The 22,811-nt window shown below is 69.1% G+C and carries 26 protein-coding genes; 16 read left to right on the top strand and 10 right to left on the bottom strand.

The genetic code is table 11. The annotated features are described in order from the left end of the window. The first annotated feature begins 49 nt into the window (after nt 1-49). A complete protein-coding gene (locus tag DT074_RS13500; protein ID WP_119420382.1) occupies nt 50-850 on the top strand; it encodes an SDR family NAD(P)-dependent oxidoreductase in 801 nt (266 codons plus the stop codon). Between the two features lie 135 nt (nt 851-985). Here DT074_RS13500 and greA read toward each other — a convergent pair whose 3' ends face one another. Both greA and carB read right to left on the bottom strand, forming a co-directional pair. After that, on the bottom strand, nt 986-1,459 hold the full coding sequence (gene greA, locus DT074_RS13495; protein WP_119420381.1) for a transcription elongation factor GreA: 474 nt from the start codon (nt 1,457-1,459) through the stop codon (nt 986-988). Between the two features lie 99 nt (nt 1,460-1,558). Beyond that, nucleotides 1,559-4,789: a carbamoyl-phosphate synthase large subunit gene (gene carB / locus DT074_RS13490; protein WP_119420380.1), complete on the bottom strand. Its 3,231-nt coding sequence runs from the start codon at nt 4,787-4,789 to the stop codon at nt 1,559-1,561. A gap of 183 nt (nt 4,790-4,972) precedes the next feature. On the opposite strand from carB, the gene DT074_RS13485 reads away from it, so the two are divergent. The 4 genes from DT074_RS13485 (at nt 4,973) to DT074_RS13470 (ending at nt 7,899) form a co-directional block, all read left to right on the top strand. Continuing rightward, the gene (locus tag DT074_RS13485) at nt 4,973-5,191 is read left to right on the top strand and encodes a SelT/SelW/SelH family (seleno)protein (RefSeq protein ID WP_368744657.1); all 219 of its coding nucleotides are present in this window, start codon (nt 4,973-4,975) and stop codon (nt 5,189-5,191) included. A gap of 72 nt (nt 5,192-5,263) precedes the next feature. Beyond that, a complete protein-coding gene (locus DT074_RS13480) occupies nt 5,264-6,124 on the top strand; it encodes a rhodanese-like domain-containing protein (protein WP_162914881.1) in 861 nt (286 codons plus the stop codon). A gap of 101 nt (nt 6,125-6,225) precedes the next feature. Further along, nucleotides 6,226-6,963 carry a DUF4197 domain-containing protein gene (locus tag DT074_RS13475; protein ID WP_119420377.1) on the top strand — a complete coding sequence of 246 codons (738 nt, stop codon included), beginning with the start codon at nt 6,226-6,228 and terminating at the stop codon, nt 6,961-6,963. Nucleotides 6,964-6,996: 33 nt separating this feature from the next. Next, nucleotides 6,997-7,899, top strand: a complete 903-nt coding sequence (locus DT074_RS13470) for an NAD(P)-dependent oxidoreductase (RefSeq protein ID WP_119420376.1) — start codon at nt 6,997-6,999, stop codon at nt 7,897-7,899. On the opposite strand, the gene DT074_RS13465 is transcribed toward DT074_RS13470, so the two are convergent. Continuing rightward, complete coding sequence (locus DT074_RS13465; protein WP_119420375.1) at nt 7,896-8,336, bottom strand: GlcG/HbpS family heme-binding protein; 441 nt, start codon at nt 8,334-8,336, stop codon at nt 7,896-7,898. The genes DT074_RS13470 and DT074_RS13465 overlap by 4 nt on opposite strands. A gap of 162 nt (nt 8,337-8,498) precedes the next feature. Here DT074_RS13465 and DT074_RS13460 point away from each other — a divergent pair, with 162 nt between their 5' ends. After that, entirely contained in the window at nt 8,499-9,602 is a 1,104-nt protein-coding gene (locus DT074_RS13460; RefSeq protein ID WP_119420374.1) for an AI-2E family transporter, read from the top strand. Between the two features lie 6 nt (nt 9,603-9,608). Here the strand turns inward: DT074_RS13460 and DT074_RS13455 are convergent, their stop codons facing one another. Then, nucleotides 9,609-10,037, bottom strand: coding sequence for a GNAT family N-acetyltransferase (locus tag DT074_RS13455; RefSeq protein ID WP_119420373.1), 429 nt, complete (start codon nt 10,035-10,037; stop codon nt 9,609-9,611). Nucleotides 10,038-10,232: 195 nt separating this feature from the next. Here DT074_RS13455 and DT074_RS13450 point away from each other — a divergent pair, with 195 nt between their 5' ends. From DT074_RS13450 to rplS, 7 genes are all read left to right on the top strand, one after another. Continuing rightward, nucleotides 10,233-11,369 (top strand): PQQ-dependent sugar dehydrogenase, encoded by a 1,137-nt coding sequence (locus DT074_RS13450; RefSeq protein WP_119420372.1) that lies wholly within the window; start codon nt 10,233-10,235, stop codon nt 11,367-11,369. Between the two features lie 34 nt (nt 11,370-11,403). Next, complete coding sequence (locus tag DT074_RS13445; RefSeq protein ID WP_119420371.1) at nt 11,404-12,213, top strand: alpha/beta hydrolase; 810 nt, start codon at nt 11,404-11,406, stop codon at nt 12,211-12,213. A 157-nt stretch (nt 12,214-12,370) separates the two neighbouring features. Then, the gene (gene ffh, locus DT074_RS13440) at nt 12,371-13,759 is read left to right on the top strand and encodes a signal recognition particle protein (RefSeq protein WP_119420370.1); all 1,389 of its coding nucleotides are present in this window, start codon (nt 12,371-12,373) and stop codon (nt 13,757-13,759) included. Between the two features lie 30 nt (nt 13,760-13,789). Further along, nucleotides 13,790-14,140 carry a 30S ribosomal protein S16 gene (gene rpsP / locus DT074_RS13435; RefSeq protein WP_119420369.1) on the top strand — a complete coding sequence of 117 codons (351 nt, stop codon included), beginning with the start codon at nt 13,790-13,792 and terminating at the stop codon, nt 14,138-14,140. Nucleotides 14,141-14,176: 36 nt separating this feature from the next. After that, nucleotides 14,177-14,731: a ribosome maturation factor RimM gene (gene rimM / locus DT074_RS13430; protein WP_119420412.1), complete on the top strand. Its 555-nt coding sequence runs from the start codon at nt 14,177-14,179 to the stop codon at nt 14,729-14,731. Continuing rightward, a complete protein-coding gene (trmD, locus tag DT074_RS13425) occupies nt 14,728-15,444 on the top strand; it encodes a tRNA (guanosine(37)-N1)-methyltransferase TrmD (protein ID WP_119420368.1) in 717 nt (238 codons plus the stop codon). The genes rimM and trmD overlap by 4 nt, the downstream gene beginning before the upstream one ends. Nucleotides 15,445-15,485: 41 nt before the next feature. Beyond that, nucleotides 15,486-15,872 (top strand): 50S ribosomal protein L19, encoded by a 387-nt coding sequence (gene rplS, locus DT074_RS13420; protein WP_119420367.1) that lies wholly within the window; start codon nt 15,486-15,488, stop codon nt 15,870-15,872. A gap of 1 nt (nt 15,873) precedes the next feature. Here the strand turns inward: rplS and DT074_RS13415 are convergent, their stop codons facing one another. Together DT074_RS13415 and DT074_RS13410 are read right to left on the bottom strand one after the other, a co-directional pair. Further along, nucleotides 15,874-16,326, bottom strand: a complete 453-nt coding sequence (locus DT074_RS13415; RefSeq protein ID WP_119420366.1) for a GNAT family N-acetyltransferase — start codon at nt 16,324-16,326, stop codon at nt 15,874-15,876. Continuing rightward, nucleotides 16,323-17,198 (bottom strand): branched-chain amino acid aminotransferase, encoded by an 876-nt coding sequence (locus DT074_RS13410; RefSeq protein ID WP_119420365.1) that lies wholly within the window; start codon nt 17,196-17,198, stop codon nt 16,323-16,325. The genes DT074_RS13415 and DT074_RS13410 overlap by 4 nt, the downstream gene beginning before the upstream one ends. A gap of 70 nt (nt 17,199-17,268) precedes the next feature. Here DT074_RS13410 and DT074_RS13405 point away from each other — a divergent pair, with 70 nt between their 5' ends. From DT074_RS13405 to DT074_RS13395, 3 genes are read left to right on the top strand one after another with little or no spacing between them, the layout of a single operon-like run. After that, nucleotides 17,269-17,763: a MarR family winged helix-turn-helix transcriptional regulator gene (locus DT074_RS13405; protein ID WP_119420364.1), complete on the top strand. Its 495-nt coding sequence runs from the start codon at nt 17,269-17,271 to the stop codon at nt 17,761-17,763. After that, nucleotides 17,763-18,449 carry a response regulator gene (locus DT074_RS13400; RefSeq protein ID WP_119420363.1) on the top strand — a complete coding sequence of 229 codons (687 nt, stop codon included), beginning with the start codon at nt 17,763-17,765 and terminating at the stop codon, nt 18,447-18,449. The genes DT074_RS13405 and DT074_RS13400 overlap by 1 nt, the downstream gene beginning before the upstream one ends. A gap of 19 nt (nt 18,450-18,468) precedes the next feature. Next, entirely contained in the window at nt 18,469-19,779 is a 1,311-nt protein-coding gene (locus tag DT074_RS13395) for an ATP-binding protein (RefSeq protein ID WP_119420362.1), read from the top strand. Here DT074_RS13395 and DT074_RS13390 read toward each other — a convergent pair. The 4 genes from DT074_RS13390 to DT074_RS13375 are packed head-to-tail and all read right to left on the bottom strand — an operon-like array spanning nt 19,776 to nt 22,799. Next, the gene (locus DT074_RS13390; protein WP_119420361.1) at nt 19,776-20,291 is read right to left on the bottom strand and encodes a PIN domain-containing protein; all 516 of its coding nucleotides are present in this window, start codon (nt 20,289-20,291) and stop codon (nt 19,776-19,778) included. The two genes, DT074_RS13395 and DT074_RS13390, sit on opposite strands and share 4 nt — an antisense overlap. Next, nucleotides 20,230-20,484, bottom strand: coding sequence for a type II toxin-antitoxin system Phd/YefM family antitoxin (locus DT074_RS13385; protein ID WP_119420360.1), 255 nt, complete (start codon nt 20,482-20,484; stop codon nt 20,230-20,232). Before DT074_RS13385 ends, DT074_RS13390 begins: the two co-directional genes overlap by 62 nt. Nucleotides 20,485-20,535: 51 nt before the next feature. Further along, nucleotides 20,536-21,972 (bottom strand): mandelate racemase, encoded by a 1,437-nt coding sequence (locus tag DT074_RS13380; RefSeq protein ID WP_119420359.1) that lies wholly within the window; start codon nt 21,970-21,972, stop codon nt 20,536-20,538. Then, complete coding sequence (locus DT074_RS13375; RefSeq protein ID WP_119420358.1) at nt 21,969-22,799, bottom strand: sugar phosphate isomerase/epimerase family protein; 831 nt, start codon at nt 22,797-22,799, stop codon at nt 21,969-21,971. The genes DT074_RS13380 and DT074_RS13375 overlap by 4 nt, the downstream gene beginning before the upstream one ends. Between the last annotated feature and the right edge of the window lie 12 nt (nt 22,800-22,811).

Below are 22,811 nucleotides of genomic sequence, written 5' to 3'. Positions count from 1 at the left end.
TGCAGGCGGCATGCTGCGCGGCGGAGGAAACCAGGGAAGCGAGGGCGCCATGCGTCTCAAGGACAAGGTGGCCGTGGTGATCGGCGCGGGCCAGAGCCCGGGCGAAGGCATCGGCAACGGGCGGGCGACGGCGATCCGCTTCGCCCAGGAAGGCGCCGCGGTGCTGGCGGTGGACCGCCATCTCGCCTCGGCCGAGGAGACCGCCGCACTGATCGCCAAGGAGGGCGGCAAGGCCGCGGCCTTCGAGGCCGACGTGACCAAGGAAGCGACGCTCGCCGCCGCCATCGCTCACGCGCACCAGAAGTGGGGCCGGCTCGACATCCTGCACAACAATGTGGGCGTCAGCATCGCCGGCGGCGATGCCCGGATCGACGAGCTGACCGAGGAAGCCTTCGACCGCGTCAGCGCGATCAACCTGCGCGGCACCATCATGGCCTGCAAGCACGCGCTGCCGATCATGCGGGCGCAGAAATCGGGCGCGATCGTCAACATCTCCTCGGTCGCGGCCTGGGTCGATTACCCGCTGGTCTGCTACCGGGCGACCAAGGCGGCGATGATCGCCTTCACCCAGCAGCTGGCGATCCAGAACGCGCCCTTCGGCGTGCGCGCCAACGTGATCCTGCCCGGCCTGATGAACACGCCGATGGCGGTCGACACGCGCGCCCGCGTCGGCAATCGTTCGCGCGCCGACGTGGCCGCGGAGCGCGACGCCAAGGTGCCGCTGCGCGGCAAGATGGGCACCGGCTGGGACGTCGCCAACGCGGCCTTGTTCCTCGCCTCCGACGAGGCGAATTTCATCACCGGCGTGTCGCTGCCGGTCGATGGCGGCCAGATGGTGAAGGTGGGGTGAGCGACTTATCGACCCAACCCGTCATGCCCGTGCTTGTCACGGGCATCCACGCCGAAGGATAGTGCAGCGGAGAGCCGTGGGTGCCCGGGTCAAGCCCGGGCACGACGCCTTGAGTTCAAAGAGGGCTATCTCGCCTCAGCCGAACTTGACCTTGACGATCTCGTAGGCCTTGGAGCCGCCGGGGGCGGTGACCTCGACGCTTTCGCCCTGCTTCTTGCCGATCAGCGCGCGCGCGAGCGGCGAAGTGATCGAGAGGCGGCCCTGCTTGATGTCGGCCTCGTCGGTGCCGACGATCTGATAGGTCAGCTTCTCCTCGGTATCCTCATCCTCGAGCGTCACCACGGCGCCGAACTTGACGTCCTTGCCCGACAGCTTGGAGACGTCGATCACCTCGGAGCGGCGCATCTTGTCCTCGAGCTCGGAGATGCGCGCCTCGATGAACCCCTGCCGCTCCTTGGCGGCGTGATACTCCGCGTTCTCCGACAAGTCCCCATGCGCGCGCGCCTCCGCGATGGCGCGGATCACGGAAGGCCGCTCCACCGTCTTCAGCGTCTTCAATTCCTCTTCCAGCCGGCGGTAACCGTCGGCCGTCATGGGGATTTTCTGCATGGCAACCTCATGACGCAATAACTGGCCGCTCTCGGGTGGCAAAAGCCGCCCGTGCCAGAGCGTCCGTACTTGCTAGGGGTTCTGGTCTTTCAACCGGGCTTAAGAATAGGCCTGGAGCGGCGTTACATCAAGCCCACCGGACCTGAGCGCCTGGATACCGAGCACCGCCGCCCGGCTGCCTGCCACTGTCGTGTAGTAGGGAATCCGCATCATCAGCGCGCTGCGGCGGAGCTCGTAGGAATCCTTGATCGCCTGGGTGCCCTCGGTGGTGTTGAACACGAGATGCACCTCGCCGTTCTTCATGGCGTCGACGATATGCGGCCGGCCTTCCAGCACCTTGTTGACGCGGGTGACCGGCACGCCCTGCTCGGCGAGATACGAAGCCGTGCCGACGGTGGCCAGGATCTTGAAGCCCATATCGGCGAGCTGGCGCGCCGCCGGCGCGATCTGCGCCTTGTCGCGGTCGCGCACCGAGATGAACACCGTGCCCTCCTGCGGCAGGAAGGTGCCGCCGGCAAGCTGCGACTTGGCGAAGGCATGGTTGAAATCGCGGTCGATGCCCATCACCTCGCCGGTCGAGCGCATCTCGGGCCCAAGGATGATGTCGACCCCGGGGAAGCGCGCGAAGGGGAACACCGCCTCCTTCACCGCGACATGGCCGAGCGGCTTGTCGACGAGCTTGAAGGAAGCGAGCTTCTCGCCCGCCATCACCCGCGCGGCGATCTTGGCGATCGGAATGCCGACCGCCTTGGCGACGAAGGGAACGGTGCGGCTGGCCCGCGGATTGACTTCGAGGATGTAGACGTCGCCGTCCTTGATGGCGAACTGCACGTTCATCAGCCCGACCACGCCGAGCGCCTTGGCCAGGGCTTCCGTCTGGCGGCGGATCTGGCCAACCATATCGGCGCTGAGGCTGTAGGGCGGCAAGGAGCAGGCGCTGTCGCCGGAATGGATGCCGGCTTCCTCCACGTGCTCCATGATGCCGGCGACGAACTGCGTCTCCGCGTCGGCGAGGCAGTCGACATCGACTTCGGTCGCGTCCTGCAGATAGCCGTCGATCAGCACCGGCGCATCGCCGGAGGCCTTCATCGCCTCGGCGATGTAGCGGTCGAAGCCTTCGTGGTCGCGCACGATCTCCATGCCGCGGCCGCCCAGCACATAGGAAGGCCGGATCACCACCGGGAAGCCGATCTTCTCGGCGACGGCCCTCGCCTCTTCCTTCGTCGTGGCGGTGCCGTTCGGCGGCTGCTTCAGGCCGAGCCGGTCGAGCAGCTTCTGGAAGCGCTTCCTGTCCTCGGCGAGGTCGATCGCATCCGGCGTGGTGCCGAGGATCGGCACCCGCGCCGCCTCCAGCCCGCGGGCGAGCTTGAGCGGCGTCTGGCCGCCGAACTGCACGATCAGGCCCTTCAACGTGCCGTTCGCCTGCTCGGTGCGGACGATCTCCAGCACGTCCTCGACCGTCAGCGGCTCGAAATAGAGCCGGTCGGAGGTGTCGTAATCGGTCGAGACCGTCTCCGGATTGCAGTTGACCATGATGGTCTCGATGCCGGCCTCCTTCAGCGCATAGGCGGCATGGACGCAGCAATAGTCGAACTCGATGCCCTGGCCGATGCGGTTCGGCCCGCCGCCCAGGATCATCACCTTCTGACGGTCGCTCGGTTCCGATTCGCACTCGCCCTCGCCGGAACCGGCATGACCATAGGTCGAATACATGTAGGGCGTGCGCGAGGCGAACTCGGCGGCGCAGGTATCGATGCGCTTGAACACCGGATGCACGCCGAGCCGCGCGCGCAGCGCCGCCACCGTCTGCGGCGTCGATTGGCCGAGCGTGGCGAGGCGGCGGTCCGAGAAGCCCTTGGCCTTCAGCGCCAGCAGCGCCTCGCGCGTTTCCGGCAGGCCGTTCTCGCGCACCGTCGCCTCGGTGCGGACGAGGTCGCGGACCTGCTCCAGGAACCACGGCTCGTACTTGCAGGCGGCCTGCACATCGGCGACGGAAAGTCCGCGGCGGAATGCCTCGGCGATCACCAGCAGGCGGTCCGGCGTCGGGCGCGACAGCTGCGCCACCACCGCCTCGCGGTCGCCGGCGCCGGGGATCGGCACTTCGTCGATGCCGTCGAGCCCGGTCTCCATCGAGCGCAGCGCCTTCTGCAGGCTTTCCTGGAAGGTGCGGCCAATCGCCATCGCCTCACCGACAGACTTCATCGCCGTGGTGAGCAGCGGCTCGGCGCCGGGGAATTTCTCGAAGGTGAAGCGCGGGATCTTGGTGACGACGTAATCGATGGTCGGCTCGAACGAGGCCGGGGTTACGCCGGTGATGTCGTTGTCGAGTTCGTCGAGCGTATAGCCGACGGCGAGCCGCGCGGCGACCTTGGCGATCGGGAAGCCGGTCGCCTTCGAGGCCAAGGCCGAGGAGCGCGAGACGCGCGGGTTCATCTCGATGATGACCAGCCGCCCGGTCGCCGGGTCGACCGCGAACTGCACGTTGGATCCGCCGGTCTCGACCCCGATCTCGCGCAGCACCGCGATCGAGGCGTCGCGCATGATCTGATATTCTTTGTCGGTAAGGGTCAGCGCCGGCGCCACGGTGATGCTGTCGCCGGTATGCACGCCCATCGGGTCTATGTTCTCGATCGAGCAGACGATGATGCAGTTGTCGTTCCGGTCGCGGACGACCTCCATCTCGAACTCTTTCCAGCCGAGCACGCTCTCCTCGACCAGCACTTCGGTGACCGGCGAGGCGTCGAGGCCACGCGCCACGATCTCCTCGAACTCCTCGCGGTTATAGGCGATGCCGCCGCCGGTGCCGCCGAGCGTGAAGGACGGGCGGATGATGGCGGGCAGGCCGATCGCCGGCAGCGCGGCGCGCGCCTCGGCCAGCGTGTGGGCGATCTCGCTCTTCGGCATGTCGAGACCGATCTTCCGCATCGCCTGGCGGAACAGGTCGCGGTCCTCGGCCTTGGCGATGGCGTCGCGCGAGGCGCCGATCATCTCGACGCCGAACTTCTCCAGCACGCCCATATCGGCGAGCTTCATCGCGGTGTTGAGCGCGGTCTGCCCGCCCATCGTGGGCAGCAGCGCGTCAGGCCGTTCCTTCTCGATGATCTTGGCGACGATCTCCGGCGTGATCGGCTCCACATATGTCGCATCCGCCATGCCTGGATCGGTCATGATCGTGGCCGGGTTGGAATTGACCAGGATGATGCGGTAGCCCTCGGCCCTGAGCGCCCGGCAGGCCTGGGTGCCGGAATAGTCGAACTCGCAGGCCTGGCCGATGACGATCGGCCCCGCGCCGATGATCAGGATCGAGGAGATGTCGGTGCGTTTGGGCATGATTCCCGGGGGGTAGCGGCGACTGGCCTTCGGGGACGCGCGCCAAGGCGCCGCCGAACCGGGAGCTCCCGCGCGGTGCCGAGATAGTCGCCTACCGAATTCCGGGGCTTTTAAGACCTGGATAAGGGATTTTCAACCCGCGAAGCCGCCCTATCATCATTGCGCGGATGCGGAGGTAGCCCCATGCAGGTGCGCATCGAATACTGCGTCAGTTGAAACTACGAGCCGCGAGCCCTCCGTGCGAGGGACATGCTGGTGAAACAGGCCGGGGCCCAGGTCGAGCTGAAAAAGGGGTCCGGCGGCGTCTTCGAGATCACGGTCGACGGCAAACTCGCCTTTTCCAAGAAGGCCTTGGGCCGCTTCCCGACCGATGACGAGGTGGCGGCACTGGCCCGCACTTAAGCCATTGCTTACCGCCCAGGAACGACGATAGGCCGCCAGCAGGAGCGGCGGCAGGAGATGGGGGCGACGAGGATGCGGTTGATCGGATGGGCGGCCGGCCTGGTCGCCGCCGGGATGGCGACCCTGGGCACCGCCCTGGCGGCGGGCGGGGAGATCGCCGATCCGGCCAAGATTCCGGGCCTGACCGACGCGACCCGCACGGCCTATCTGCGCTTTCTCGAATCGGGCCCGTCGCGGGCCTTCGCCATCGGGCCCGCCGGCACGTTCGGCGCCAGCGCCGAGCAGCCCGACATGTTCGCCGCCATGGCGGCGGCGATCTGGCAGTGCAACCGCGTCGCCCGTACCCGCTGCAAGGTGCATGCGGCGAACAGCACGCTGGTGCTGCCGGACTATGCCGACTTCGCCCGCGATTCGGCGCGCGCGACCGCCTATGTCCGCGCCGCGGAGCTGCGTGGCGTGTTCGGCAACGAGGACCGCGAATACGGCATCCCGGAGCAGAAGGAGCCGCGCCGCGGCGACTACCACCAGCCGACGCCGCTCACCCTGCCCGGCGCCAGCACCATCACCACCAGCGCGCTGGTGAAGGCCCTGCAATCGCCGGAGCCGCCGGCGCTGATCGACGTGCTGCCCGAGCGCTTCGGCCATGTGACCTTGCCGGATGCGATCTGGCTGCGCTCGGCCGGCAATTATTTCGGCCCCAAGGATGCCGAGGTGACGGCGCTGCTGGGCGAGATGCTGGCCAAGATCGTGACCTCGAAGCGGTCAATGCTGGTGTTCTTCTGCGAATCGCCGAATTGCTGGCTCTCCTACAATGCCAGCCTGCGCGCCGCCGAGCTCGGCTACAGCAACGTGCACTGGTATCGCGGCGGCCTCGCCGCCTGGCGCGAGGCCAAGCTGCCGACGGTGAAGGCCGTCCTCGAAGGGCAGTTCTGACCGCGGCAAGAGGCGGGGCGACAAGCCCCCCGCTTCGACACTAGGCTGGTCCGGGCGACCCCGCGGCGGCATTCGCCCGGGCATTTGCACGGAGGCCAGCCATGCGCATCCTGCTGCCGATCTCCCTTTCGCTCCTGCTCGTCACCGGCGCCGCGCTGGCGCAGGGCAGCCTGCTCGACCAAGGCAAGCGCTTGATGGAAGGCGGCGGCGCCGGCGGGGCCAAGAGCTCCGGCGGCAGCCTGAGCCAGGGCCAGATCGGCGACGGGCTTCGCGAGGCGCTGAAGGTCGGCACCGACCGCACGGTAGGCCGGGTCGGCCGCGCCGACGGCTTCCTCGCCGACCAGGCGATCCGCATCAAGCCGCCCGGCCTGGTGCAGAAGGCGGCGCCGGCGCTGAAGCTCGCCGGCTACGGCAACCTGGTCGACGACCTGGAATTGAAGATGAACCGCGCCGCCGAGAAGGCGGCGCCGCTCGCCAAGGACATCTTCGCCGACGCGATCTCGAAGATGACGATCGACGATGCGCGCCAGATCCTGGACGGGCCGCAGGATGCCGCCACGCAATACCTGCGCAAGACCTCGAGCGATCCGCTCTACAAGGCGATGCGGCCGATCATCGACGATCAGCTCACCGATGTCGGCGCTGTGAAGGCGCTCGACAATCTGGTGCAGCGCGGCTCGGGCCTGCCCGGCACCGGCAGCCTCGGCTTCGACCTCGGCGACCACGTGACCGACAAGGCGCTGGACGGCCTGTTCCTATACATCGCCAAGGAAGAGGAAGCGATCCGGCGCAATCCGGCCGCACGCACCACGGATCTGCTGAAGACCGTGTTCAAGTAATCACCACCCGGAAGAGGAACAGGGGGAGAGCGCATGACGGATGACCGGCCGCGCATCGGCTTCGTCGGCATCGGCAATATGGGGCGGCCGATGGCGGCCAATGTCGCCAAGGCGGGCTTCCCGCTCGGCGTGCTGGATATCGACGTCAACCGGGCGCTGAGCTTCGCGCAAGCCACCGGCGCGCGCGCCGCCGACAGCGCGGCCGACCTCGCGCGCGCCAGCGATGTCGTCATCACCATGCTGCCGACCGGCCGTGAGGTGCGGCAGGCGCTGCTGGAGGCCGAGGGCGGCGCGCTGGCCAAGGGGCTCAAGCCCGGCACCGTCGTGGTCGACATGAGCTCGGCCGATCCGGTCGGCACCCGGGCGCTCGGCGCCGAGCTGAAGACGCGCGGCATCGCGCTGGTCGACGCGCCGGTCTCCGGCGGCATGCCGCGCGCCGAGACCGGCACGCTCGCCATCATGGTCGGCGGCGACGACGAAGCGGCGATAGCGCGCGTCCTGCCGCTGCTGCAATCGATGGGCAAGCAGGTCTTCCGCACCGGCCCGCTCGGGTCCGGCCATGCCATGAAGGCGCTCAACAACTACGTGCTGGCCGCCGCCTTCGCCGCCTCGTCGGAGGCGCTGATCCTCGGCGCGAAATTCGGCCTCGATCCGGAGGTGATGATCGGCGTGCTGAACGCCTCCAGCGGCCGCAACGCCGCCACCGAAGGCCCGATCAAGGACCATGTGGTGACCGGCAAATACGCCGCCGGCTTCGCCCTCGCTTTGATGGCGAAGGATGTCGGCATCGCCCGCGCCATGGCGGCGGCGACCGGCGCCGCCGCGCCGCTGGTCGATCTGGTGAGCGGATTGTGGGCGGAGGCGCGCGACACCATGCCGGCGGGCGCGGATTTCACCACCGCGCACCGGCACTGGAGCGCGCGCAACGGCGGCTAGGCCTCGCCGCTATCGGCGACCAGGCCGGCGGCCTTGATGCCGGCCACCGCCGCCACCTCGTCGTTCTCCGAGGTGTCGCCGCTGACGCCGACCGCACCGATCACCTGGCCCGCGGCATCGCGGATCAGCACACCGCCCAGCACCGGCACCATGCGCCCGCCGGAAGTCTCGATCAGCGCCGCCATGAAATGCGGGCGCGCCTCGGCCATCTGCGACAGCCGCCGCGCGCCGACGCCCATGCCGAGGCAGCCCCAGGCCTTGGCCTGCGCGATATCCGCCCTGAGCAGCGCGACGCCCTGATCCTCGCGCTTGAACGCCTTCAGCACGCCGGCGACGTCGAGCACGGCGACGGTGAGCGGCTTGAAGCTTTTCTGGCGGCCGAGTTCGAGCGCCTTGTCGACGATGGTCGAGGCCTGGGCGAGAGTGAGTGCGGACACGGCGGCTCCTGTCGGTTGAGTTCAGGCGGCGCACTATGCCACATCCGGCGCGGCGGCCAGGAATGCCGGCCCGGCCGCCCAGCGCAACCAATCGTGCCGTTCGCGCGTTGCGAAGCCGATCGCGGGGCCACGCACCGGCCCCGGCGCAACTCACGAAAGCCGATGCAGGATCGCGCTCCGCCCACAGCCGTCGTTGCGCGCGAATCGTCCATCGTCGGCCAGGCCGATGTCACGCGGCCGTACTCGCTGTTGCGTGTCGCCATTTTCGCCGTCGCCGTGGTCGCGGTCGGCGCCGCCTTGCAGGCGACCGAGCCGGTCGCCGTACCCATCGTCGCCGCCCTGATCACCGCGCTGATGCTGGGCCCGATCGCCGACGGGCTGGGGCGGGCGGGCGTGCCGCCCGCGGCGCTGGCCGGCGGACTGGTCGTGCTGCTGGCCGCCATCCTCGCCTTGCTCGCGACCCTGATGTCGGGGCCGATATCGGACTGGATCGAGCGCGCGCCGGAGATCGGCGCGACCTTGCGCCAGCGCCTCGACTTCATCATCGAGCCGCTGCAGGCGGCGGAGCGCATCCAGGCGATCGTCAAATCCATCCTGGGCTCGGCGACCGGCGCCCTGTCGGTGGAAGTGGCGGAGCCCGGCCTCGGCCCCTCGCTGGTGGTGGCCGTGTCGCCGGCCATCGGTCAGCTGCTGGTGTTCTTCGGCGCGCTGCTGTTCCTGCTGATCGGCCGCGAGCGGCTGCGCCGCGAGGTCGTGATGGTGCTGCACGGCCGCAAGCGGCGCCTCGCGGCCTTGCGCATGGCGACCCGGGTGCAGCACGATCTCGGTGTCTATTTCGGCACCATCGCGGTGATCAATTTCGGCCTCGGCGTGGTGGTCGCCCTCGCCATGCTGGCGATCGGCATGCCGAACCCGCTGGTCTGGGGCATTCTCGCCTTCGGGCTGAACTTCATCCCCTATATCGGCGCGGCGGTGATGGCCGGGCTGATCAGCATCGGCGGGCTGGTCAGCTATGAAAGCGCGCTGTGGGGCCTGGCACCGCTGGCGATCTATCTGGTTGCCACATCCATCGAGGGCCAGCTCGTGACCCCCTACCTGCTCGGCAACCGCTTCGCGGTCAACCCGCTGATCGTCTTCCTGGCGATCGTGTTCTGGAGCTGGCTCTGGGGACCGGCCGGGGCGCTGCTGGCGGCGCCGATCCTGGTTACGGGCATCAGCATCTGGAAAGTGACGATGCAGGAGCGCCGGCCAAAGCTGCCGGCTTGAGGCGTCTTACAGCGCCTTCGTCATGTGGTGGCGCTGGTGGCCGCGCGGGAAGTCGTCGAGGCGGCCGTATTCGTGGTAGCCGTGCTTCTCGTAGAACGGCTTGGCCTGCCAGCTGAGCGTGGTGAGATAGACGTGGTGGCAGCCGCGCGCCCTTGCCTCCGCCTCCGCCATGGCGAGCAGCCGCGTGCCAAGGCCCTGGCCGCGCCGGCCCGGCGGCAGCGCGAAGGTCTCGACATGCAGCCAGCCCCATTGCGTGCGGCCGACGATGCCGCCTTCGATGCGCCCCTCGGCATCGCGCAGTATGATGGTGAGCGGCCGGCGGTCGAGCGGCACGCCCACCTTGTCGTTATGGGCGATCAGCACGTCGACGATGGCGGCGTTGTCCTCCGGCCGCGGCTGGTCGGTCAGTTCGATCGTGGGCTCGACGCTCGCCATCCGGACTTCTCCACCTAAGGGCGCGCGGGATAGTGCCGGGGGCCGGTCGGCGCGGCAAACCCGTCCGCCGGCAAAGCCGCTTTGCGGCGATGCCCCATCACATCGCCGGGAGCATCGCGGCCGGGAACGATGAACCGCGCCACCTGTTGAGCGAGGGGCGATACGATGGCCCCGGCCGAGAGGAGGGAGTTCGCGATGCAACGCTGCCCGATCCAACGCTGTCTGTCGCTTGTCGCTGTGGCGCTGCTGCTCGCCGCCGTCGCGGCCGAGGCAAAGGAACGGGAGATCGACAGCCGGGCCGGCCGGTTGCGCGTGACCCAGATCGCCAAGGACCTGGAACATCCCTGGAGCCTCGCCTTCCTGCCGGACGGCCGCATGCTGGTGACGGAACGCCCCGGCCGGCTCCGCGTGGTCACGGCGGAAGGCAAGCTCTCCGAGCCCCTGCGCGGCCTGCCGCGCATCTTCGCGCAAGGCCAGGGCGGGCTGCACGACGTGACGCTCGATCCCGATTTCGCATCCAACCGGCGCGTCTATCTCGCCTTCGCGGAGCCCGGCGAAGGCGGCGCCTCCACCGCCGTGGCGCGCGGCCGGCTCGGCGACGGCGCCGTCGAGGACATGCAGGTGATCTTCCGCCAGCTGCCCAAGGTCGACGGGCCGAACCATTTCGGCGGCCGGCTCGTCTTCGCGCCCGACGGCACCCTGTTCGTCACGACAGGCGAGCGCTTCAAGTTCGACCCGGCGCAGGATCTCCGGAGCCATCTCGGCAAGCTCATCCGCATCAACCCGGACGGCTCCGTCCCGCGCGACAATCCCTTCGTCGGGCGCCCGGATGCCCGGCCGGAAATCTGGTCCTACGGGCATCGCAACATCCAGGGCGCGGCGATCAACCCGGCGACCGGCGTGTTGTGGCTGCACGAGCACGGCCCGCGCGGCGGCGACGAACTCAACATCCCCCAACCCGGCAAGAATTACGGCTGGCCGCTGGTCAGCTGGGGCCGCCACTACGGCGGCACCTCCATTCCCGATCCGCCGACGCGGCCGGACCTCGCCGGTTCGGTCCGGCACTGGACGCCGGTGATCGCGCCTTCCGGCATGGCCTTCTGCACCACCGATCTGCTGCCGGGCTGGAAGGGCAATGTGCTTATCGGCGGGTTGGTCTTCGACGGGATCGTCCGCCTCACGCTCGACGGCGACAAGGTGACGGGTGAGGAGCGCATCTCGCTCGGCACCCGCATCCGCGACGTACGCCAGGGACCGGACGGCGCGATCTATGTCCTGACCGACGATTCCGACGGCGAGATCCTGCGCCTCACCGCGGCGGCGCGGCGCTAGAATCCTTCGGCCAACCGAATCGCGGGAGGTCGATATGGGCCGGGCATTGGCCGGTGCTGCCGCGCTGCTCGCTGCGCTTCTGCTCGTCGCACCGGCCGGCGCCCAGCCGGTGGGGCCGGTGGTGATCGACGTCGCGCTGGAGAAGGGCCACAGCCTGCGCGTGCTGTATCAGGCGCCGTCCCGGCCCACCGCGCTGGCGGTGCTGTTCCCGGGCGGCGCCGGGCGGATCAACATCGACGGCAAGGGCAACATCGCCTTCAAGGGCAATTTCCTGGTGCGCAGCCGCGCCGAGTGGCACGCGGCCGGCATCGCCACCGCGACGCTCGACGCGCCGACCTATACCCGCGACCTGTTCGGCCAGCGCCTCGACAGCGATTACGCCCGCGCAATCCGCGCCGTGGTGCTGCGGCTCCGCCAGCAGACGACGGCGCCGATCTGGCTGGTCGGCACCTCGGCCGGCACGGTGGGCGCCGCCGCGGCCGCCGCGGCGATCCCGCCGGGCGAGATCGCCGGCCTGGTTCTCACCTCCTCGATCACGCTATCCAGCCGCAACCCGCGCCTGCGCGAGACCGTGTTCGGCGCCGAGCTGGAGAAGATCGGCGTGCCGACCTTGATCGTCGGGCATGAGGCCGATGCCTGCGAGTTCACCCCGGCGAACCAGGCGGCGCGGCTGCGCGCGAAGCTCACCGGGGCGCCGAAGACCGGCATCCTGACCATGACCGGCGGTTCGCCGGCGACCGACCCGAACCCCTGCGAGGCCTTCACCCCGCACGGCTTCCTCGGCATCGAGAAGGAGACGGTGCAGTCGATCGTCGCGCAAATTGCGGCGCTGTCGGTGCCGTGAGACCAGTAGAAACAAAGACTTACACCTCTACCGTAGCACCCACTCCGCGGCGGGCTTGACGTCCACGGTCCGGCGTGGCTTTACTCCGCGCCCTGACGGAGCACCAGTCCGCGAGTTTCGCGCGCTGGTGCGTTTTGCGTTGGAGAACTGATCGGCGATGTTCGAAAGCCTGACCGGCCGCCTCGGCGAAGTCTTCGACCGCCTGCGCAAGCGCGGCGCGCTGAGCGAAGCCGATGTCAACGAGGCCATGCGCGAGGTGCGCGTCGCCTTGCTCGAGGCCGATGTCGCGCTGCCGGTGGTGAAGAGCTTCGTCGACAGCGTGCGGGCGCGCGCGGTCGGCGCGCAGGTGCTGAAATCGGTCACGCCCGGCCAGCAGGTGGTCAAGATCGTCAACGACCGCCTGACCGAGATCCTGGGCGGCGAGGACGGGGCCGAGGGCCAGGAGATCGACCTCAACGCCGTGCCGCCGGTGCCGATCCTGATGGTCGGCCTGCAGGGCTCCGGCAAGACGACGACGACCGCGAAGATCGCGCTGCGCCTGAAGGACCGCGACAAGCGCAAGGTGCTGATGGCCTCGCTGGACGTGCGCCGCCCGGCGGCGCAGGAGCAGCTGCGCGTGCTGGGCGAGCAGATCGGCGTCGCCACCCTGCCGATCATCGAGGGCCAGCTGCCGGTCGATATCGCCAAGCGGGCGATGCAGGCGGGCCGCCTGCAAGGCGCCGATGTGGTGATGCTCGACACCGCCGGCCGCCTGCATATCGACGAGGCGATGATGAGCGAGGCGCGCGCGGTGCGCGACGCCACCGGCCCGCATGAGACGCTGCTCGTCGTCGATGCGCTGACCGGCCAGGACGCGGTCAACGTCGCGCGCCAGTTCAAGGAACAGATCGGCGTCACCGGCATCGTGATGACGCGGATGGACGGCGACGGCCGCGGCGGCGCGGCCCTCTCGATGCGCTACATCACCGGCGCGCCGATCAAGCTGATCGGCGTCGGCGAGAAGATGGACGCGCTGGAGACCTTCCATCCCGGCCGCATCGCGTCGCGCATCCTCGGCATGGGCGACATCGTCAGCCTGGTCGAGAAGGCGGCCGAGACCCTGGAGAAGGACGAGGCCGAGAAGCTCGCCGCCAAGATGAAGAAGGGCGAGTTCGACCTCGACGACCTCGCCACCCAGCTCCGCCAGATGAAGAAGCTGGGCGGCATGCAGGGCGTGCTGTCGATGCTGCCGGGCGTCGGCAAGATCCAGAAGCAGATGGCCGAGGGCGGCGTCGACGAGAAGATCATCAATCGCCAGGAAGCGATCATCGGCTCGATGACACGCGCGGAGCGGCGCAACCCGAAGGTGATCCATGCCTCGCGCAAGCGCCGCATCGCCGCCGGCTCCGGCACCAAGGTCGAAGACGTCAACCGCCTGCTGAAGCAGCACATGCAGATGGCGGACATGATGAAGAAGATGAGCCGCATGGGCGAGAAAGGCTTCATGCGGAGCGGGCTTGCCAACATGCTCGGCGGGGGCGGCGGCAGGCCGCCGTTCGGCCGCTAGACAGAGATTGAACGAAAGGACCGAGACGACATGCTGAAGATCCGCCTCTCCCGCGGCGGCGCCAAAAAGCGCCCCTATTACCGCATCGTGATCGCCGACGCGCGCTCGCCCCGCGACGGCCGCTTCATCGAGCGCATCGGCTCTTACGACCCGATGCAGCCGAAGGAGAGCGACAAGCGCCTGATCCTGGACCAGGAGAAGGCCAAGGCCTGGCTCGCCAAGGGCGCGCAGCCGACCGACCGCGTGGCCCGCTTCCTGTCCCAGGCTGGGCTGATGACCTGGAAGTGGGGCGAGACGCCGAAGAAGTCGGCGCCGAAGGCGAAGGCGCAGGAGCGCGCCAAGGCCGCCGCGGCCGCTGCCGGCGAGCCGGCGGCGAGCTGATCCGCCTGACCGCAGGACGCTGACGTGCAGGCCGCGATGCAGAGGAGCGAGCGCCAGATCGGTGCCGTCGGCGGCACTGACGGCGGCGCGCGCGTCCTGCTCGGCAGCATCGTCGGCGTGCACGGCGTGCGCGGCGCGGTGAAGATCAGGAGCCACACGGCGGACCCGGCGGCGATCGCCGAATATGGCCCGCTCTCCGACGCGACGGGCACGCGCAGCTTCAAGATCCGGGTGATCGGCGAGGCGCGCGGCAACGTGGTGGCGAAGATCGACGGCGTGACCGACCGCGACGCGGCCGAGCGGCTGCGCGGCATCGATCTCTATGTCGCCCGCGACGCGCTGCCGCCACCCGAGGAAGACGACGAGTTCTACCAGGCCGACCTGATCGGGCTCGATGCCGTCACCGAGGCGGGCGAGCCCTACGGCACCATCGTCGACTTCCGCGATTTCGGCGCCGGCGACCTGCTCGAGATCCGCCCGGCGGGCGGCGGGCCGACCGTCTACCTGCCGTTCACCCGCGAGGTGGTGCCGGTGGTCGACCTGGAAGGCCGTCGGATCGTCGTCGTGCCGCCGGCCGAGGTGAGCGCATGACCGCCCCGCTCTTCCGCGCCGTGGTGCTGACCCTGTTCCCGGAAATGTTCCCGGGGCCGCTGGGGATGAGCCTCGCCGGCAAGGCCCTGGCGGACGGCATCTGGAGCCTGGAGGCGCTGGACATCCGCGGCTTCGCGCGCGATAAGCACCGCTCCGTCGACGACACCCCGATGGGCGGTGGGCCCGGCATGGTGATGCGGCCCGATGTGCTCGCGGCGGCGCTCGATAGTGCAACCACGCAAGTCGGTCCGGATGTGCCGCGGGTTTACCTGTCGCCGCGCGGCCGGCGGTTCGACCAGGCGATGGCGCAGCGCTGGGCCGCGGCGGGCGGCGTGGTCTTGGTCTGCGGCCGGTTCGAGGGCGTCGACGAGCGGGTGATCGAGGCGCGCGGCCTCGAGGAAGTGAGCCTCGGCGATTTCGTGCTCGCGGGCGGCGAGATCGCGGCGATGGCCTGCCTCGAAGCGGTGGTGCGCCTGCTGCCCGGCGTGATGGGCGAGGCCGCGAGCCTGGCCGAGGAGAGTTTCGCGGCCGGTCTTCTGGAATACCCGCAGTACACGAAGCCGCGGGTATGGGAAGGCCGGGAAGTGCCGGAGGTTCTGGTCTCCGGCCATCACGGCGCCATCGCCGCCTGGCGGCGGGGTGAGGCCGAGCGTATCACCCGGGCCCGCCGGCCCGACCTTTGGGAAGGTTACGCCGCGCGATCGCGCGGTTGAGCTGAGGTTTGAACGAGGATTCGAAGGTAAGGATCGGGACCATGAACATCGTCCAGCAGATCGAGCAGGAAGAGATCGCCAAGCTCTCCGCCGCGCGCGCCGTGCCGGAATTCCGCCCCGGCGACACGCTGAAGGTCAACGTGAAGGTGATCGAGGGCACGCGCGAGCGCGTGCAGGCCTTCGAGGGCGTCTGCATCGCCCGCGCCAATCGCGGCATCGGCTCGAGCTTCACCGTGCGCAAGATCTCCTACGGCGAAGGCGTCGAGCGCGTCTTCCCGCTCTACTCGCCGCGCATCGATTCGATCGAGGTGGTGCGCCAGGGCGCGGTGCGCCGGGCCAAGCTCTATTACCTGCGCGGCCTGACCGGCAAGGCGGCCCGCATCGCCGAGCGCCAGGACCACCGCCGCGACGACGCCGCGGAGAGCTGATCTAGAGCGCGAGCTCCAGCAGCGGCAGCTCGCGGCCCGGGATGGCGTCGGACGGCGCCATCCGGATGAAGCGGGCACCGGCCTTCTCGTAGAACGGCCGCGCGCCGGGATCGGCCAGGATGGTCATCCGCCGCGCGCCGCGCTGCCGGGCCAGCGCCGCGGCAGCGTCGAGCAGCTTCCGGCCGACCTGCCGCCCGAACGCCGCCGGCTCGACGAACAGCAGGTCCAGATCGGCGGTGTCGCCATCGACTTCCACGGCGACGACGCCGAGCAGGGCCTCGCCCTCGGCCGCGACGATCACCCGACCGGCCGCGATCGCCGTGGGCTTCACCGTCAGCGCCGCGCGGCTCCGCTGCATGAACGCCGCGTCGTAGCCCCAGGACGCCTTGGAGCGGAAGCAGAGCTCGGACAGCGCCGCCGCTTCCTCTGCGCGGGCCGGCCGAACGGCGATCACGCCCGCGTCGCCCGGGCGTAGTCCTCCACCAGGGTCTGGCAGATGCGGCCGGGCTGGAAGCGATGCGGCCCGATCTCGGCGATCGGCGTCACCTCGGCCGCGGTGCCGGTGAGGAAGGCCTCGTCGAAGCCGGCCAGCTCCTCCGGCATTATGGCGCGCTCCACCACCTGGATCTGGCGCTCGCGGGCGAGGCCGATCACCGTCTGCCGGGTGATGCCGTTGAGGAAGCAGTCCGGCACCGGCGTGTGCAACTTGCCGTCCTTGGCGAAGAAGATGTTGGCGCCGGTCGCCTCCGCAACCTGGCCGCGCCAGTCGTACATCAGGGCGTCGTCATAGCCCTCGTTCTCGGCCCGGTGCTTGGACATGGTGCAGATCATATAGCCACCGGTCGCCTTGGCGCGGGTGGGCGAGGTCTGCGGCGAGGGGCGCCGCCAATCGGCGATCTGCAGGCGGATGCCGCGCATCCGGGCCTCGGTCGAGAAGTAGGACGGCCAGTCCCAGCTGGCGATGGCGAGGTTGATCCGCGTCTGTTGCGCCGCCACGCCCATCATCTCGCTGCCGCGCCAGGCGATCGGGCGGACATAGGCGTCGTGAAGACCGTTCGCCTCGACCACCATGTTCGTTGCGGCATCGATCTGGTCGAGCGTATACGGAATTTCGAAGCCGAGGATCCGACCGGATTCGATCAGACGCTGCGAATGCTCGGTCAGCTTGAACACTTTGCCGCCATACGCGCGCTCGCCCTCGAACACGGTGCTTGCATAATGCAGCCCGTGACTGAGGACATGCGGTTTGGCCTCGCGCCAGGGTTTGAGCTCGCCGTTCCACCAGATGAAGCCGTCGCGGTCGTCGAAGGTGCGGAACTCAGCCATGTGAGCGTCCTTGTAATAAAGTTGCGTATCAGGGTGGCAAGGCGTAACAGGATTACGGAAATAAGTCAATATGGCTGACATAAAATCCCAAGCCAACCCGCTGTTCCTCACCGAGGACGAGATCCGCCAGGGCATCGAGCTGCTGTTCTATGCCTATCGCGACTTCACCTCGGACCCGGACGAGATCCTGGCCGCCTACGGCTACGGGCGGGCGCATCACCGCGTACTGCACTTCGTCAACCGCAGCCCCGGCATGACGGTGACCCAGCTGCTCGCGATCCTGCGCATCACCAAGCAATCGCTCGCCCGGGTGCTCGGCGCGCTGATCGAGCAGGGCCTGGTGCGCCAGGACCGCGGCGCGCGCGACCGGCGCCAGCGCCTGCTCTATCTGACGGCGGAGGGCGAGGCGCTGGAACGGCGGGTCTCGGCACCGCAGCGCGACCGCGTGGCGCGCGCCTATCGCGAGGCCGGCGCGGAGGCGGTGGCCGGCTATCGCAAGGTGCTGGCCGGCCTGATCGACGAGCGCGACCGCGAGGGCGTGCTGAAAGCGATCGAGCGACGCTGATGGCCGACGACGATCCGCATCTCCTGGTGGTCGACGACGACAGCCGTCTGCGCACCCTGCTCAGGAAGTTCCTGCAGGAGAACGGCTTCCGCGTGACCCTGGCGGGCGACGCGGAAGAGGCCCGCGCCAAGATGCAGGGCCTCGCCTTCGACCTGATCGTGCTGGACCGCATGATGCCGGGCGAGAGCGGCGTCGAGTTCGCGCAGCGTATCCGGCTGGCCGACAACGTGCCGATCCTGATGCTGACCGCGATGGGCGAGCCGGAGGATCGCATTGCCGGCCTGCAGAGCGGCGTCGACGACTACCTGCCGAAGCCGTTCGAGCCGCGCGAGCTGCTGCTGCGCGTGCAGTCGATCCTGCGCCGGTCGAGCGCGAGCGAGCGCATCCAGGCGCCGCAGGCCGTCCGCTTCGGCGAGTTCGGCTTCGACCTGCGCAAGGGCGAGCTGACGCGGGACGGGGAGGTTATTCCGCTGACCACCGGCGAGGCCGCGCTGCTCCGCGTATTCGCCCGCGCGCCCGGCGTCACCATCAGCCGCGCCGAGCTGACGCGCGAGACCGGCAGCGCCGAGGGCCGCGCGGTCGACGTGCAGGTCACGCGTCTGCGGCGCAAGATCGAGAGCGACCCGAAGAATCCGCGCTATCTGCAGACGGTCTGGGGCGAGGGCTACGTGCTGTGGCCGGATTGACGCAATCGGAGCGCGGCGCATGAAGATCCGCATCCGCCCGAAGAGCCTGTTCGGGCGCTCGATCCTGCTGCTGGTGGTGCCCATGGTGCTGCTGCAGCTGGTCGCCGCCTTCGCCTTCTACCAGCGGCACTGGGACACCATCTCGCGCCGGCTGTCGGGCGGCATCGCCGGCGAGATCGCCGCCGTGCTGGAGCTCTACACGACGGCGCCGACCCCGGCCGACCAGCAGGCGGTGTTCGACATGGCCCGCCGCCAGTTCCAGATGGCGATGGAGTTCAATCCTGGCGCGACGCTGGACGCGGAGGACCAGAGGCTGCGGCCCTTGTCCATTACCGACCGCGAGCTGAAGCGGGCGCTCGACGATCGCGTGGCGCTGCCCTACGCCTTCGATGCCAACCGCCAGGATGACCAGGTGGAGATCCAGCTGCAGCTGCATGACGGCGTGCTGACGGTCTGGACCATCGAGAAGCGCCTGTTCTCCACCACCACCTATGTCTTCATCCTATGGATGGTGGGCGCGTCCATCGTCCTGCTGTCGATCTCCATCGTGTTCCTGCGTCGCGAGATGCGGCCGATCGAGCGCCTGGCCAAGGCCGCGGACAATTTCGGCAAGGGCCAGGACGTGCCGCATTTCGCCCCCGAAGGCACGCGCGAGATCCGCCGCGCCGCCGAGGCTTTCATGGTCATGCGCGAGCGCATCCAGCGCCAGATCGACCAGCGCACCGAGATGCTGGCCGGGGTCAGCCACGACCTGCGCGCGCCGCTGACCCGCATGAAGCTGGCGCTGGCGCTGATGAAGGTGACCGACGAGACCGCCGACCTGAAGCGCGATGTCGACGAGATGGAGCGCATGATCCGCGGCTATCTCGACTTTGCCCGCGGCGAGGACAGCGAGCCGGCGGAATCGGTCGACATGTCGCACCTGCTCGGCGAGGTCGCATCGGATGCGCGGCGCAAGGGCAAGGCGGTGTCGATCGTGGTCGACCAGGATCTGGTCGCCAAGATCCGGCCGAACGCGTTCAAGCGCTGCCTGACCAACCTGGTGGAGAACGCGCTGCGCTACGGCAAGACGGTGAAGATCGGCGCGCGGCGCGTCGCCGACGCCGTCGAGATCGCGGTCGATGACGACGGGCCCGGCATTCCCGCCGATCGGCGCGACGACGTGTTCCGCCCGTTCCGACGGCTCGACGCGGCGCGCGGGCCGGATACCGGCGGCGTCGGCCTCGGCCTCACCATCGCCCGCGACGTGGCGCGCGCGCATGGCGGCGACATCACCCTGCACGACGCCCCGGCCGGCGGCCTGCGCGCGCTGGTCAGGATTCCGGTCTAGCCGTCGAGGCCGAGCAGCGCCCGCACGGCGGGGGCGATGCCGCCGTCGGCAAAGGGTGCGCGCACCACGATGTCTCCGAGCCGCGCCCCGTCGTGCATGTCTTCGCTGATGAAGACCCGGCAGCCATCTTCCGCCGCCGTCGCAACCAAGAGAGCATCCCAGAACGAGAATCTGTTGGCGCCGCGTAGTTTCATCGCGGTTTCGATCGCCGATCGGCTGGTCGGAATCCCGACGAAGAGGCGCATCCATTGCTGCGCGGCGGTGACAGCGGTCGCGTGGTCGAGCTTCAACTTGTAGGTCACAATGGCGAAGAACTCGGCAATCGCGTGATTCGGCACGCGACAATCGAGCAAACCTGCCGCCGTCACGATCTGCTGCGCCAGCGCTTGCCGCAATGGGTCGCGGTCGTCGACCGCATGCACCAGGATGTTGCTGTCGAGCGCGAACGGCTCAGAGGTCATAGAGCTCGTCGCGATTGAACTTCCAATCCTCGGCCTTTTCAGGATCGACATTGATGCTGAAGAGAAAGTCCAGCGCCGCCTTCTGCTCGGACGTCAGCTCGCGCTTGGCCGGCCGCACCGGCACGAGCTTGGCCACCGGCGTGCCCCGCCGGGTGATGACGACCTCCTCGCCCGTATCGGTCACTTCGCGCATCAGGCGGGCGAAGTGCTGATTGGCGTCACGCAGGGAAACCGTGCGGGCCATTGCCCATTCTCCAAATGTAGTACTTTTTGTAGCACGTCGAGCAGTGAGAGTCTAGCTCCACGCCGCCTTCGGCATCCGCTGCAGCGCCGTGAAATCCGGCTCCACCGTGGCGCCGAAGCCGGCGCAGGCGAGCGAGCCGATCTGCAGCAGGCCATCTTCTATCCGCAGGCGCGGGCCCTGCGGCGACGGCGCGTAGAGGTCGGGATGCGCGGCCGCGAAAGCCTCGGCTTCCGCCGAGGAGCGGCCGGTGAAGCCGTCGACGAAATGGTGGCCGTTGCGCTCCACATGACCGAGGCCGAGCAGCGCCACCAGCACCAGATCCTGCTGCACGCAGGTGCCGGCCAGCGTGGTCAGGTCCTCGGCCGACATGAAATAGCGCCCGGCCTTGGCGTCCTCGTTCCACATCCGGCAGCGGGCCAGATTGATGAACGACTTGTAGAAGCCCTTGCAGGCCTTGCTGGAGATACCGGTATAGCCAAGCGCGGTCGCCTGCGGGAAAGCGCCCAGCTCGCCGTCGGATTCGTCCACGATCACCGGCTTGGCGATCGCCAGCATGCGCACATCGCGGGTCAGCGCGACCGCGCGCTTGATCGGCTGCTCGATGAACAGGATCGAGCTGCAGAGGCGCTTCAGCGCGGGCACGGCCTGCATGCGGCGCCACAGCGCCAGCACGGCCTCGGGGTCGGCATATTGCTCGTTGCCGTCGAGCGTCGCGTGATAGGGCTCGGCCGAGCGGTCGAGCACCGATGCGATGCGCGTCAGCCGGTCGACATCCGCCGTCACGTCGCCGCCGACCTTCAGCTTCCAGTAGCGCTGCCGGTAGGCCTGCGCGACCTCCTCCAGCGTCTCGGGCAGCCCATCCTCCACGCGGGTGCCGGGCGCCTGGTCGGCCGCCGTAATCGGATCGACCAGGCCGACGGTGTGGCGCGCCGCAATGCTGGGTGCCGGCTGGAGCGCGCCGAGGAACGCGTCGAAGTCGAATCCGGCGAGGTCGGCGATGGTGCTGTGGACGCGCATGCCGGCAAGATTCCGCCGCATGCCTTCGTAGAATGACAACCCGCTCAGGCGCAGCAGCGCATCGAAAACGGCGCGGTCGATCAGCGCCGGGCCGAAGGCCGCGACCAGCGGGTTGAGCCGCGCCCGCGTGCCTTCCGCGAGCTGGGCCGAATAGCCGTCGATGTAGTGGCCGAACGCGGTGTTCGGCCCGGCGGCGACGTAGCGCTCGACGGCAATCTCGATCGCCTTGCGGAGCTGCGCGTAGTTCTCCTCGTCGCTGAAGGCCGGGTCCTTCTCGAACCACTTGGCGGCGAGCGATTCGGCCGCCACGCCCCAGCCTTCGCGCCCGTTGCTGAGGCGGATGCGGGCGCGCACCACCGCCTGGCGGCCATGCGTATGGGTGACGGCGCCGAAGCGGAATGGCAGCCGCAGCTGGAACGGCCATTCATAGGCGACGATCTCGCGCACGGTGATCAGCGGTGCCTGGGTCACGACTGGGCCTCCAGGATGCCGCGCAGATAGCCGATGGCCCGGGCGGCAGCGGCCGGGCCGTCGGGCACGTATTCGAACGGTTCGACCGCGACATCGCCGGCATAGCCATGGCGCTTCAGCACCGCGAAGACTTCGGCGAACCGGTCGGTGCCCTGGCCCGGGCCGCGACGGTTGCGGTCGTTCACCTGGACATGCGCGATCATGCCTGTCGGCAGCCAGCGCGCCAGGAGATCGGCGACCGGCTCGCGCTCCGTCTGTGCCGCGGCGCTGGCATCGACCATGGTGCGCAGATGCGGATTGCCGATGCGCTGCACGATGGTGACGGCCTCCTGCACCCAGTTGACGAAGGCGGTCTCGGAAGCCGCCAGCGGCTCGATGCAATAGGTCACGCCGGCGGCGCGGGCGGCCTCGCCGGCGATGGCGAAGGCCTCGATGCCGCGCTCGATCGCGGCCGGCTGCTCGCTCATCGCCGGCAGGCGGCGCTGCGCCGGCGAGCCATGCACCAGCACCTTGCCGCCAAGCTCGGCGCAGAGACCGATCAGGCGGCGCATCACGTCCAGCGTCTTCTCGCGTACGGCGGGATCGGCCGATGTGATGGAGAGGCCGGTCGGCCGCACCAGCAGCCAATGCAGGCTGGTGGTGGCGAGGCCGGCATCGGCCACCGCACGCCGCAGCTCGGCGACGCGCGAGGGCGGCAGGCGATGCGGCTCCTCGCCCAGCGTGAACGGCGCGATCTCCAGCCCGTCATAGCCGAGCGCGGCGGCGAAGTCGCATTGCTCCGCGAATTCCATGCCGGCGATCACTTCGTTGCAAAGCGCGATGCGCAAGCGCTGCCTCCC

Origin of the sequence: Desertibaculum subflavum (assembly GCA_003576705.1) — a bacterium.
In the GTDB taxonomy this organism is placed as follows: domain Bacteria; phylum Pseudomonadota; class Alphaproteobacteria; order Ferrovibrionales; family Ferrovibrionaceae; genus Desertibaculum; species Desertibaculum subflavum.
Note: the sequence above shows the minus strand (reverse complement) of the source record. Positions and strands in the feature narration are given on the sequence as shown.